Source organism: Kocuria sp. SL71 (assembly GCF_026672465.1).
In the GTDB taxonomy this organism is placed as follows: domain Bacteria; phylum Actinomycetota; class Actinomycetes; order Actinomycetales; family Micrococcaceae; genus Kocuria; species Kocuria palustris.
The window spans coordinates 1,741,993-1,754,287 of record NZ_JAPPRE010000001.1 but is presented as its reverse complement, the minus strand read 5'-3'; the positions used below and the strand labels follow the sequence as shown (position 1 = coordinate 1,754,287).

Here is a 12,295-nt window from a genome sequence, read left to right as displayed (position 1 = left end):
GGCACCTCGGCGCTGAGCTGAGGTGCCGCGCCGAGATCAGACACGGACGCTCGGCGTCCCAGACCGGAAGCCCCGCTCCTGCACTGGCAGGAGCGGGGCTTCCGCCGTCTCTGCCGATCGTGACGTCGCACGGTCCACCGAGACCGCGTCGAGCCCCCGGCGCCGGGCGCGGGCCGAAGCCGACAGCGAGGGCTTCAGCGGCCCGTCGCGCAGGCCGGTCGGGCGGGGTGCCCTCGGTGCTGCGGCGGCTCCCGGCGGCGAGGGGGACGGCCGCTTCCTGAGCGGACGCGCGGTGCGGGACATCACCGGCAGGCTCGCCGGGGTGGGCTTTCTGGGCTGCGGGTCCACGAGCAAGCTGGGGCTCGGCGTCCACACGCGCCAGCACGCCCGCGCCTTCGTCATCGAGGACCCGGCCGACGGCTCGCACGTGGCGCTGGTCGCAGGCCACGGTCAGCCTGGGAGCCGCCCACACCCATGCCACTCCGGGCGGCGCCGGATTCGACGAGCTGCAGAACATCACCACGCTGGGCTTCCAGCCCCAGGTCTTCGAGGCGCAGGTCGAGCGCATCGTGGCCGCGATCCTGGCCGCAGACGCCGACCGGGCGGAGGGCAGACTGCGAGTGAGCCGCTCGGAGCTGGCCGATGCGGGGGGTCAACCGGTACATGGAGGCCTTCCGCCTGAATCCCGAGGACCTGCGCTCGGCGCTGCCCGGCGGCCTGGACACCTCCTCGACCACGCTGCGGATGGAGAGCGGGGGAGCGGTCGATGCCGTCGTGAACTGGTAATCGACCCACAGCACCTCGCTGACGAACACCAACCGCCTGGTCTCGGGGGACAACAAGGGCTGCGCCGAGTACGCCCTCGAGCGCCTGGACCACGGCGTGCACCTCACGGCGCAGCAGCGACCGGAGTTCGTGGCGGCGTTCGCCAACTCGAACTCCGGCGACATCAGCCCGAACCTGAACCTGAGCCCGGGCAGCGGGCCCACCGACGACGAGTTCGAGAACACGCGGGAGATCGGCACGCGCCAGGCCGATGCGGTGCGCTCCCAGCTGGTCTCGTCGGGAGACCCGGTGGGCTCGGGGGTGGCCGGCCGGATCACCTACGTGGACATGCGCGGCTACCAGGTGCGCTCGGAGTTCTCCGGCACGGGTCGCACCGAGCGCACGGGCTGGGCGATCCTGGGCACGGCCTTCGGCGCCGGATCCCAGGAGGACGGGCCGGGCCCCAGCATCTTCAGCGAGGGGCTGTGGAACAACTGCTTCTCGGCCACGCTGGCCTCGTGGCGCTACTGGGTCGACCGCTACGAGGCGGCCATCCACGCGCCCAAGTCCATCCTGCTGTCCGTCGGGGCCATGGGCTGGGTCCAGCAGCAGGTCCCGGTGCAGCTGATCCGCCTGGGCCGGCTGTGGCTGGCGGTCATGCCCGGCGAGGTCACGGCCGCCGTGGGCGTGATGTACCGCAGGGCGGTCGCTGAGGCCACCGGCGCGCAGGAGCGCGATGTCATCATCCAGTCGACCTCCAACGGCTGCACGCACTACGTCACGACGCGCTGGGAGTACGAGTCGCAGCAGTACGAGGGCGGGGCCACGGTCTACGGCAAGCACTCGGCGGCCGCGTACTGCCAGATCCTCGACGGGCTGGCGCGGGCGATCGTCGACGACACGGAGGTGGCCCTGGGCCTCGTGCCGCGGGATGAGTCGGCCAAGGCGCTGCGATCCCTGCAGGGAGCCAACGGCACCTGGCAGCGCTTCCGCGACGACCAGGACTTCGACACCCGGTTTCTCTGGGAGGACAGGCTGTTCTCGCGCTCGCTGGTGACCCTCGAGTGGACCGTGCCCGCCGGTGCCGCCGGCACGTGCCGCTTCGTCTACCAGGGCGATCGCCGCACCGGTCTCAGGAGGATCCTGCCGATCACGGCGACCAGCCAGGCCTTCACCGTGCGCTGATACTGGCCCGAGCGGGGGAGAATCCGGGACATGGCCAATTCGTCCTCCGGAGATTCCGTGCTCGTGCGCCTCGACCGGGTGCTGGCCGCCTTCGGGCGCGACCAGCCCCGGCTGACCTCCGCGCAGATCGCGCGACGCACGGGGCTGCCTCCGGCCACCGCCCATCGCCTGTGCGCCGATCTGGCGGCAGCCGGCTGGCTGACCCGCGGGGCGGGGGCTCCTACTCCGTGGGGACCCGGCTGTGGGAGCTGGCCACCCGGTCGGCCCCGGAGACCTCCCTGGCGGCGGCGGCCGCGCCGTTCCTGCACGGCGTCCAGTCGGTGCTGCGACAGCATGTCCAGCTCGGTCGCATCCAGGGCGACGAGGTCCTGTTCGTGCAGAGGCTCTCCCAGCCCGGCACCCGCCCCATCAGCTCCGCGGTGGCGGGGAGGCTGCCGCTGCACCTCTCGGCCACCGGCCTGGTGCTGCTGGCGGGGCTGCCCGAGGCGCAGCGCCGCGACCACGCCCGACGCGTGCTCGAGCGCGGCGAGCAGCTGCCGCAGGGCGGGCCCGAGCAGCTCGAGCAGGTGCTGCGCGAGATCCGCGCGAGCGGCCACTGCGTGCAGACCGGCAATCTGGAGCCGGACCGCACGGGCATCGCCGTGCCCGTCCATGCCGCCGACGGCTCGGTGCTCGCAGGCCTGGGCATCGTCGCCGATCGGGCCCTGGCCCCCGTGGATCCCTCAGCCGTCGTGCAGGCGCTGCACACGGCCGCTCACGGGATCGCCCGCGCGGCCGAAGGACCGGATCATCCCGTTGAATGAGCAGTATGTGGCGCAGACCTCACTGTGAGTCTGAGACTGTGCGCACAACCGTTCGCCAGGAGGACATCCCGTGAGCCAGAACCCCGCGCAGCCCGCATCGGCCGCACCCCTCCTCGAGACGCAGGTCGCGATCGCCGGCGCCGGCCCCGCCGGGCTGATGCTCGCGCACCTGCTGCGTCGCGAGGGCCTCGAGACGATCGTGATCGAGAAGCGCGCCCCGGAGACGATCCGGGCCACCCACCGCGCCGGGATCCTGGAGGCCGGCACCGTGGACATGCTGGTGGACTCCGGCGTCGACGGCCGAGTGCTCACGGAGGGCCACGAGCATAAGGGCACGTCCCTGCGCTTCGAGGGCCGCAGCCACCACATCGATTTCCAGGAGGCGGTCGGGCGCTCCGTGCGGCTCTACCCGCAGAACGAGGTGTTCTGGGACCTCAAGGAGGCCTCCGAGCGCGACGGCGGCACGGTCTTCTGGTCGGTCGACGACGTCGCCGTCCATGACGTCGAGTCGGATCGCCCGGGGGTCACGTTCGTCGATGCCGAGGGCGCGGCGCGCGAGATCCGCTGCCGGATCCTGGTGGGTGCCGACGGCTCCCGCTCGGTGTGCCGCAAGGCGATTCCGGAGGACGTGCGCACGGATCACTTCACCGAATACCCGTTCGCCTGGTTCGGCATCCTGTGCCAGGCGCCGCCGAGCCACCACGAGCTGATCTACACCCGCTCCGAGTCCGGGTTCGCGCTGATCTCCCAGCGCTCGGACGACGTCCAGCGGATGTACTTCCAGTGCGACCCCACGGAGGATCCCGACGACTGGTCGGACGAGCAGATCTGGGCCCGGCTGCAGGAGTGCGTCTCCGGCCCGGACGGCTTCCGCCTGCAGGAGGGGCCGATCATCGACAAGACGGTCCTGCCCTTCCGCTCCTATGTGTGCGAGCCGCTGCGCCACGGCTCCCTCGTGCTCGTGGGCGATGCCGGGCACACGGTCCCCCCGACCGGCGCCAAGGGCCTGAACCTCGCCTTCTGCGACGTCCGCGTCCTGGCCCCGGCCCTCGTGGCCCTGCTGCGCGACGGCGATGAGCGGCCGCTGGCCGGCTACTCGGGGGCGGCGCTGGAGCGCGTGTGGAAGGCGCAGAACTTCTCGTACTGGGTCACCCGCATGCTGCACAGCAGCTCCGAGGACTCCGAGTTCGACTCCCGCCGCCAGCTCGGCGAGCTGCATGCGATCACGGACTCGCCGTACGGCCGGGCGTACTTCGCCGACTCCTATACGGGCTGGCAGGCCTGAGCGGGCGCTGAAGCCCACGGTGGGCCGTCGATGGCGCCCCCCCCATACCCAGGTCCGACGACGGACCGCGCTCCGATCACCATGCGTGCGCTATGCGCACAAGTGTTCAGTTTCGGAGTGACGCACGTTATTCTCAGGTGCTGGAGAGCACGGGCAGCAGCCCTGGGATGACGGGGCCGCGGGGCAGCCCCGCGGCAGCACCTCTACTGCCCGGCTGATGAAGGAGATGACCATGGCGGACACCCCCGTCTCGTCCTCGGACGCGGCAGCGGATTCCCAGTCGGTCCTGAGCGCGGAGATGGACGCGATCTCGGAGAGCTACGCGGCCTCCGGATCCGTCGAGACCCAGCCTCGACTCGACTACGCGCCCTATCGCAGCTCGGTCCTGCGCCACCCCACCAAGGATCTGCATCATGCGGATCCGGAGACCGTCGAGCTGTGGGCCCCGGCCTTCGGCCCCCGCGACGTCCACGCCCTCGAGTCCGACCTCACGATCCAGGACAAGGGCGAGCCCATCGGCGAGCGGATCACGATCAGCGGGCGCGTGCTCGACGGCGAGGGCCGGCCGGTGCGCCGCCAGCTGGTGGAGATCTGGCAGGCCAATGCGGCGGGCCGGTACATCCACAAGCGCGATCAGCACCCGGCTCCGATCGACCCGAACTTCACCGGGGTGGGCCGCTGCCTGACCGGCGACGACGGCTCGTACTCGTTCACCACGATCAAGCCGGGCCCGTACCCGTGGAAGAACCACTACAACGCGTGGCGTCCGGCTCACGTGCACTTCTCGCTGTTCGGCACGGAGTTCACCCAGCGCATGGTGACCCAGATGTACTTCCCGGGCGATCCCCTGTTCGCCCTGGACCCGATCTACCAGGCGATCGTCGACCCCAAGGCGCGCGAGCGCCTGGTGGCGAACTACGACCACGACCTCTCGGCCCACGAGTGGTCGCTGGGCTACAAGTGGGACATCGTGCTCACCGGAACCCACCGCACGCTCATGGAGGAGGACACCGATGTCTGAGCAGCTGACACCCACGCCCGGTCAGACCGTCGGCCCCTTCTACGGCTACGCCCTGCCGTTCGACGGCGGGGAGAACCTGGTGGATCGGACGCATCCCCAGGCCGTGCGCCTGCACGGGGTCGTCTACGACGGCAACGGCGATCCCGTGCCGGACTCTCTGCTGGAGATCTGGCAGGCGGATGAGCACGGGCGGATCTCGCAGGAGCCCGGCTCCCTGATCCGCGACGGCTACACCTTCACGGGCTTCGGCAGGCAGGCCGTGGACAACGTGGGGGCGTACTCGTTCACCACGGTGGCCCCCGGCCCCACGGAGCCCGGGGCGGCCCCGTTCATCGCCATGACGGTCTTCGCCCGCGGTCTGCTCAACCGGCTCTTCACCCGGATCTACCTCCCGGAGGACCAGGAGGCCCTGGAGCGGGACCCGCTGCTGTCCTCGGTGCCGGCGGATCGGCGCGAGACCCTGATCGCCCGCCGCGAGCAGGACGGCTCGCTGCGCTTCGACGTCCGCCTGCAGGGCGAGGCGGAGACCGTGTTCCTGCGCTACCCGCAGCACGCGGACTGAGCAGGCACGGGGCCGGGCCGACGTCCATCGTCGCCCCGCCCCCTCCGCCGCGCGGGGACGACTCGCGACGGCGTCACCACCATCTTCAGAGCATCGCGACGACAGGACGACGACGAGACGCATGGCAGCACAGGACGCCGACTATGGTCTGCTCGTCCCCGGAGCCCATCGGGCCCGGGGACTCGCCGGTGATCGACAGGTGCTGCGCTGCCTGGTGCGAGCGGAGACCGCTTGGGTCGCGGCGCAGGCGCAGCTCGGGCTCGTCCCGGACAGCGCCGCGGAGGCGGCGGCCGACGTCCTCACGGACGAGGTGCTCGATCGCAGCTTCGACCTGGCGGATCTCGCCGAGCGCAGCGAGCTGGGCGGGAACCCGGTGATCCCCATGCTCGCGGATCTGCGCGCAGCGGTGCGGGAGATCGACCCGGAGGCCGTCGGCGCAGTGCACCGCGGGCTGACCAGTCAGGACGTTCTGGACACCGCCCTGATGCTGGTGCTGCGCGAGGCCCTCCAGCATCTCGATGACTCCCTGTCCCAGGCGCGGTCCGCGCTGGCCGGACTGGCCCAGCGCCACCGCCACGCTCTGTGCGCCGCGCGCACCCTGACGCAGCACGCGCTGCCCACGACCTTCGGCCTGCGCTGCGCCCAGTGGCTCGAGGGGCTGGCGGATGCCCATGAGCGGCTGGACCGGCTGAGCACTCCGGTGGCCATCGGCGGTGCGGCCGGCACCCTGGCCGGATCGCAGGCCCTGTTCGAGCAGCAGGAAGACCTCCAGCGCGGCAGTGCCTGCTCCGCGCAGCTCTCCGAGCAGGTCCTGCAGCTGCACGCCGCCTGGGCCAGGCAGCTCGGGCTGGAGGAGGCGCCCCACGTCTGGCACACCGCCCGCCAGCCCGTTCTGGATGCCGGGGCCGCGCTGGGCAGCGTCTGCGCGGCGATCGGCAGGATCGCCGACGACGTCCTGCTGCTCTCGCGCCCCGAGCTCGGCGAGCTGCGCGAGCCCACGGGCCCGGGCAGGGGCGTGTCCTCGGCCATGCCGCAGAAGCAGAACCCGGTGCTCTCGGTCCAGCTCAAGCGCACCGCCCTGTGCGCACCGCAGCTGCTCGCCTCGCTGTTCACTGCCGCCTCCTCCTCGGTCGACGAGCGTCCGGACGGCGCCTGGCACGTGGAGTGGCCGGCGCTGCAGCAGCTGCTGCGACTGAGCCTGACGGCGTGCTCCCAGCTGGCAGAGCTCGCCCAGGGGCTGCGCGTGGATGTCGAGCGCATGGAGGAGAACCTGCGCGCCTCGGGGCCGGCGCTGCTCTCCGAGCGGATCGTCACGGCGCTGAAGCCCGCGGTGCAGGAGGCGGACGGGGCCACTGGAGCCCAGCGCATCCAGGCCGTGCTGGCCCGGGCCGGTGCGGATGTCGAGGCAGCCGTCGACGGCCTGGCGGAGATCACGGGGGAGGGCCGCGACGCCCAGGGGCATGTCCTCGACCGGCAGCGGCTGCAGCAGCTGTGCGACCCGCGCGGCTATCTGGGCGCGGCCGATCTGCTGATCGATCGGGCTCTCGCGCGCCAGGACGAGCGAGAGGCGCTGCCCGGCGGCGGCGCCAGAACAGGAGAGGACTCATGAGCGTTCCGAGCATCCGCCTCGTGGAGCTGAGCGCGCCCGCTGCGGCGCAGGACGAGCAGCGGCCGGTGCTGCTGCTCGGCCCGGCGCTGGGCACGGCTCTCGTCCCGCTGTGGGGCGGGGTCGCCCGCGAGCTGGAAGGGCGCTTCCGCATCATCGGCTGGGAGCTGCCGGGCCACGGGGGCGCACCGGCCGGCTCCGACGACTTCTCGATCGAGGAGCTCGCCCAGGGCGTCCTGGCCGCCGTGGATGCGGTCGAGGAGCTCCCGGCCGAATCCCCGTTCTGGTATGCGGGCTGCTCCGTGGGCGGGGCCGTGGGGCTGCAGCTGCTGGTCGATGCACCGCAGCGCGTCCGAGGCGCCGTCATCACCGCCTCCGCACCGCAGCTGGGCGATCCCGAGCAGTGGCGCGAGCGCGCCGCGCTGGTGGAGGCCGCGGGAACTCCCACGCAGGTCATCGGCAGTGCGCAGCGCTGGCTCACCCAGGACTTCATCGAGCGCGACGCCGCCGCCGGCACCGGGATCACCACGGGTCTGCTGCACGCGCTGCAGTCCGCCGACCGCCACGGCTACGCCCAGGTGTGCCGTGCGATCGCCGCGTTCGACCTCACCGGGCGACTGGGGGAGATCGTCGCCCCGGTGATCGCCGTGGCCGGCGAGCAGGACCCCTCGGTCGAGGCGCAGGCGGTGCGGGACTGGGCGCAGCAGGTGCCCGGTGCGCGCTTCGAGCTGATCGAGCAGGCCGCGCACATGATCCCCGCCCAGCAGCCGGCCGCGCTCGCCGGGCTGATCAAGGAGCTGGCAGCGCAGACGCCGGGCTCCGCGTCGACCGATCCGCTGCGGCGTGAAGGGGCGCCGTCCTCGGTCGGCGACTCGGCCCCGGGGAGCGCCTCGGCTCAGGCGCCTGCACCACGCGCGGGCGGCGACCGCACCGCCTCCCAGACGCATGCCGACGGCATGCGGGTGCGCCGGGAGGTCCTCTCCGACGCCCACGTGGATCGCTCGGAGGCCAACAAGGACGAGTTCACGGCCGAGTGGCAGGACTTCATCTCCCGCTACGCCTGGGGCGAGATCTGGACCCGTCCGGGCCTGGATCGGCCCATGCGCAGCGCCATCACGCTGACCGCCCTGATCGCGGCGGGGCACTGGGGCGAGTTCGAGATGCACGTGCGCGCGGCACTGCGCAACGGGCTGACGCGCGAGCAGATCAAGGAGATCCTGCTGCAGAGCTCGATCTACCTCTCGGTGCCCTCCGCCAACAACGCCTTCTCCCATGCCAAGGCGGTCTTCGACCGTCTGGACGCGGAGGCCGCCAGCGCCTCCTCGCCCGCCACGACAGACCGAGCATCATCAGACGACGAAGGAGTCACCTCATGAGCACCGCAGCCAGCGGCCGCCAGGACGCCTACATCTACGACGCCGTGCGCACCCCGTTCGCCAAGATCGGCGGCGCCCTGTCCGGCCACCGCCCCGACGACCTCGCAGCGCTCGTGGTGCGCAGCATGGTCGAGCGAGCTGAGGGCCTGGACCCGGAGAGCATCGACGAGGTCGTGTTCGGCAACGCCAACGGCGCCGGCGAGGAGAACCGCAACGTGGCGCGCATGGCCACGCTGCTGGCCGGTCTGCCCACCTCGCTGCCGGGCACCACGGTCAACCGCCTCTGCGGCTCCTCGCTGGATGCCGCCATGATGGCCTCGCGCCAGATCGAGGTCGATGAGGCCGACCTGATGCTCGTGGGCGGCGTCGAGTCCATGTCGCGCGCTCCCTGGGTCCTGCCCAAGACCGAACGTCCGTTCCCCATGCAGGACCTGCACCTGGCCAACACCACGCTCGGCTGGCGGCTGGTCAATCCCGAGATGCCCGATGCCTGGACGGTCTCGTTGGGCGAGGCCACCGAGCAGCTGCGCGAGAAGCACGGGATCACCCGCGAGGAGCAGGACGTCTTCTCGGCGCGCTCCCACCAGCTGGCCGCGAAGGCCTGGGACGAGGGCCGCTACGACGACCTCACCGTAACCGTGAAGGCCAACTCCAAGCGCGGCAGCGACGTCACCCGCGATGAGACCGTCCGCGCCGATTCCACCCCGGAGACGCTCGGCGGTCTGCGCACCGTGTTCCGCAAGGACAACGGCACGGTCACCGCCGGCAACGCCTCGCCCATGAACGACGGCGCCTCCGCCGCGTGGCTCGGGTCCGAGAAGGCTGCCGTTCTTCTGGGACGCACGCCGCTGGCGCGCATCGCCGGGCGCGGCGCTGCGGCCAATGAGCCGCAGTTCTTCGGCGAGGCGCCGGTCGAGGCCGCGAACCTGGCCCTGAAGCGCGCCGGGATCGGCTGGGAGGATGTCAGCGCCGTCGAGCTCAACGAGGCCTTCGCGGCCCAGTCGCTGGCGTGCCTCCGCCAGTGGGGGATCGAGGAGTCGATCGTCAACGCGTGGGGCGGCGCGATCGCGATCGGCCACCCGCTCGGCGCCTCCGGCACCCGAGTGCTGGGAACCCTGGCTCGGCGCCTCCGGGCGGAGGGCGGCCGCTGGGGCGTGGCTTCGCTGTGCATCGGCGTGGGCCAGGGCCTGGCCGTCGTGCTCGAGAACACCGACGCCGCCTGAGCCCGGCGCACCAGAGACCGAACGATCATTCGCAAGGAGAGAGCATGCTGAGCATCGCGGACACCGCGGCCCAGGCCGTCGAGCAGATCGAGGACGGCTCGACCGTCATGATCGGGGGCTTCGGGGTGGCGGGTCAGCCCGTCGAGCTGATCGACGCCCTGATCGAGCAGGGCGCGAACGACCTGACCGTCGTGAACAACAACGCGGGCAACGGCGACGTCGGGCTGGCCAAGCTCATCCAGCTGGGACGGGTGAAGAAGATCATCTGCTCGTTCCCGCGCCAGTCGGACTCGTGGCACTTCGACGAGAAGTACCACGCCGGCGAGATCGAGCTGGAGGTCGTCCCGCAGGGCAACCTGGCCGAGCGCATCCGCGCCGCAGGCGCCGGCATCGGCGCGTTCTTCACCCCCACGGGCTACGGCACGCCGCTGGCCGAGGGCAAGGAGGTCCGCGAGCTCGACGGACGCCACCAGATCCTCGAGTACCCGATCGTCGCCGACTACGCCCTGACCAAGGCGCACACCGCCGACACCGCGGGCAACCTCACCTACCGCAAGACGGCGCGCAACTTCGGCCCGATCATGGCCGCGGCCGCCCGGACGTCGATCGTGCAGGTCTCGGAGCTCGTGGAGCGCGGGCAGATGGATCCGGAGACCGTGGTGACCCCGGGTATCTACGTCGACACCGTCGTGCACATCCAGGCCCCCAAGACGCCCGACGTGGGCTGATCCCCTCACGGATCAGGACCGCCGCCGCAGGCAGCGCCCGTCCCGATCCACCGCGAGCAGACACGCCACCGCAGCGGCAGCCAGGCCGCGCAGAGAGCGAGACACGACCATGAGCACTCCCCAGACCCAGGACGCGGCGCTGGACAACCAGCAGCTCGCCGAGCTCGTCGCCCGCGACATCCCCGCCGGCGCCTATGTGAACCTCGGCATCGGCCAGCCCACGCTGGTCTCCGACTACCTCACGCCCGAGGACGACGTCACCCTCCACACGGAGAACGGCATGCTCGGCATGGGTGCGGCCGCCCACGGCGAGGACATCGACCCCGATCTGATCAACGCGGGCAAGATCCCGGTCGTGGAGACCGACGGCTGCTCGTACTTCCACCACGCGGACTCGTTCGCCATGATGCGCGGCGGCCATCTGGACTGCTGCGTCCTCGGCGCCTTCCAGGTGGACCGCAACGGCAACCTGGCCAACTGGTCGACCGGCAAGCCCGGGGCCATCCCCGCGGTCGGCGGGGCCATGGACCTGGCCACCGGCGCCAAGCAGACATTCGTGATGATGGACCTGCGTACCAAGAAGGACCAGCCCAAGCTGGTCGAGCAGTGCGATATGCCCCTGACGGGCGTCGGCTGCGTCTCGCGCGTCTACACCGACCGCGCCGTCTTCCTCATCGAGGGCGACGGCCGCGTGGTGGTGCGCGAGACCTTCGGGGCCACGTTCGAGCAGATCCAACAGCTCGTGCCCTTCCCGCTCGAGCAGGCCTGAGGACAGCAGCGCAGATGGCAGTCGAGCATTCCGCCGACGGGTCGGGGGAGTCCGAGCGCGCCGCCGGGTCGTCGTCGCGCTCGGGCACGGACACGGTGCAGTCGCTGGCCCGCGGCCTCGGCGTGATCACCGCCTTCGACGCCGGGCGACCTCGGATGACGCTGTCCGAGGTCGCCCGGCGCAGGGGCCTGTCCCGGGCGACGGCGCGCAGGCTCCTGCTGACGCTCGAGCAGCTGGGCTACGTGCGCACCGACGGCCGCGACTTCGAGCTCACCGCCAAGGTCCTCGAGCTCGGCTACGCCTACCTCTCCGCGCTGAGTCTGCCGGAGATCGCCGCCCCGCACCTGCGCCGGCTCTCCGAGACCGTGGGGGAGTCCACCTCCGTGGCCGTATTGGACGGCTCGGAGATCGCCTACGTGGCCCGGGTCCAGGCCCGGCACATCATGAATGTCTCGATCTCGGTGGGCACGCGCTTCCCGGCGCATGCGACCTCCATGGGCCGCGTGCTGCTCAGCGAGCTTCCCGACGACCAGGTCCGCGCTCGCTGCGAGGCTGCTCTGGCTCATCCGCCGGCCCGTCGCACCGTCACGACCCTCGACGGGCTGCGCCATCGCCTGGCCGAGGTGCGCCGCAGCGGGTGGGCGGACGTAGACCAGGAGCTCGAAGCCGGGCTGCGCTCGGTGGCTGTGCCGATCCGGGACGCCCGGGGGCAGATCATCGCCGCGGTCAACGTCTCCATGCGCGTGGGCGCCACGGAGGAGCACGAGGATCCGCTGCGTGCGATCCTCCCGGCGCTGCGCGAGTGCGCAGGCGCCATCCAGCAGGACCTGGCCGCGTCCGGGGCGGGTGGGCACCAGGGCCCCGCGATCGCGGCGCGCGGAGGCGTCTGATACACTTGACGGGATTGGCTCGACCATCCGTGGTCGCTTCCAGTGGCAGGTATGGACTCCGTCCTCAGGCACGCAGGGTGTG

General features: G+C 71.7%; 12 protein-coding genes and 3 pseudogenes. All 15 read left to right on the top strand.

What is annotated here, in order from left to right; translation table 11 throughout:
- Positions 1-22: 22 nt before the first annotated feature.
- Positions 23-590: pseudogene (locus OVA15_RS13450) on the top strand (neutral/alkaline non-lysosomal ceramidase N-terminal domain-containing protein); the annotation flags it as partial.
- Between the two features lie 52 nt (positions 591-642).
- Positions 643-786: a hypothetical protein gene (locus tag OVA15_RS07890; RefSeq protein WP_156479124.1), complete on the top strand. Its 144-nt coding sequence runs from the start codon at positions 643-645 to the stop codon at positions 784-786.
- A gap of 15 nt (positions 787-801) precedes the next feature.
- Positions 802-1,617, top strand: a pseudogene (locus OVA15_RS07885) (neutral/alkaline non-lysosomal ceramidase N-terminal domain-containing protein); the annotation flags it as partial.
- A gap of 54 nt (positions 1,618-1,671) precedes the next feature.
- Complete coding sequence (locus OVA15_RS07880) at positions 1,672-1,950, top strand: neutral/alkaline non-lysosomal ceramidase C-terminal domain-containing protein (protein ID WP_268145659.1); 279 nt, start codon at positions 1,672-1,674, stop codon at positions 1,948-1,950.
- A 30-nt stretch (positions 1,951-1,980) separates the two neighbouring features.
- Positions 1,981-2,103 (top strand): annotated as a pseudogene (locus tag OVA15_RS13445) (helix-turn-helix domain-containing protein); the annotation flags it as partial.
- 17 nt (positions 2,104-2,120) lie between these two features.
- Entirely contained in the window at positions 2,121-2,753 is a 633-nt protein-coding gene (locus tag OVA15_RS07875) for an IclR family transcriptional regulator (RefSeq protein WP_268144181.1), read from the top strand.
- A gap of 70 nt (positions 2,754-2,823) precedes the next feature.
- Positions 2,824-4,038: a 4-hydroxybenzoate 3-monooxygenase gene (locus OVA15_RS07870; RefSeq protein WP_268144179.1), complete on the top strand. Its 1,215-nt coding sequence runs from the start codon at positions 2,824-2,826 to the stop codon at positions 4,036-4,038.
- Between the two features lie 232 nt (positions 4,039-4,270).
- The gene (pcaH, locus tag OVA15_RS07865) at positions 4,271-5,059 is read left to right on the top strand and encodes a protocatechuate 3,4-dioxygenase subunit beta (RefSeq protein WP_100244608.1); all 789 of its coding nucleotides are present in this window, start codon (positions 4,271-4,273) and stop codon (positions 5,057-5,059) included.
- Positions 5,052-5,621, top strand: coding sequence for a protocatechuate 3,4-dioxygenase subunit alpha (gene pcaG / locus OVA15_RS07860; protein ID WP_006213520.1), 570 nt, complete (start codon positions 5,052-5,054; stop codon positions 5,619-5,621). The genes pcaH and pcaG overlap by 8 nt, the downstream gene beginning before the upstream one ends.
- 121 nt (positions 5,622-5,742) lie before the next feature.
- On the top strand, positions 5,743-7,230 hold the full coding sequence (locus tag OVA15_RS07855; RefSeq protein WP_268144176.1) for a lyase family protein: 1,488 nt from the start codon (positions 5,743-5,745) through the stop codon (positions 7,228-7,230).
- Positions 7,227-8,603 carry a bifunctional 3-oxoadipate enol-lactonase/4-carboxymuconolactone decarboxylase PcaDC gene (pcaDC, locus tag OVA15_RS13440; protein ID WP_442786732.1) on the top strand — a complete coding sequence of 459 codons (1,377 nt, stop codon included), beginning with the start codon at positions 7,227-7,229 and terminating at the stop codon, positions 8,601-8,603. Before OVA15_RS07855 ends, pcaDC begins: the two co-directional genes overlap by 4 nt.
- Positions 8,600-9,826 carry a thiolase family protein gene (locus OVA15_RS07840; RefSeq protein ID WP_006213517.1) on the top strand — a complete coding sequence of 409 codons (1,227 nt, stop codon included), beginning with the start codon at positions 8,600-8,602 and terminating at the stop codon, positions 9,824-9,826. The genes pcaDC and OVA15_RS07840 overlap by 4 nt, the downstream gene beginning before the upstream one ends.
- A 44-nt stretch (positions 9,827-9,870) precedes the next feature.
- On the top strand, positions 9,871-10,554 hold the full coding sequence (locus OVA15_RS07835; protein WP_251714571.1) for a 3-oxoacid CoA-transferase subunit A: 684 nt from the start codon (positions 9,871-9,873) through the stop codon (positions 10,552-10,554).
- A gap of 109 nt (positions 10,555-10,663) precedes the next feature.
- Positions 10,664-11,323 carry a 3-oxoacid CoA-transferase subunit B gene (locus OVA15_RS07830; RefSeq protein ID WP_006213515.1) on the top strand — a complete coding sequence of 220 codons (660 nt, stop codon included), beginning with the start codon at positions 10,664-10,666 and terminating at the stop codon, positions 11,321-11,323.
- A gap of 14 nt (positions 11,324-11,337) precedes the next feature.
- On the top strand, positions 11,338-12,213 hold the full coding sequence (locus tag OVA15_RS07825) for an IclR family transcriptional regulator domain-containing protein (RefSeq protein ID WP_268144173.1): 876 nt from the start codon (positions 11,338-11,340) through the stop codon (positions 12,211-12,213).
- The last annotated feature ends 82 nt before the right edge of the window (positions 12,214-12,295 follow it).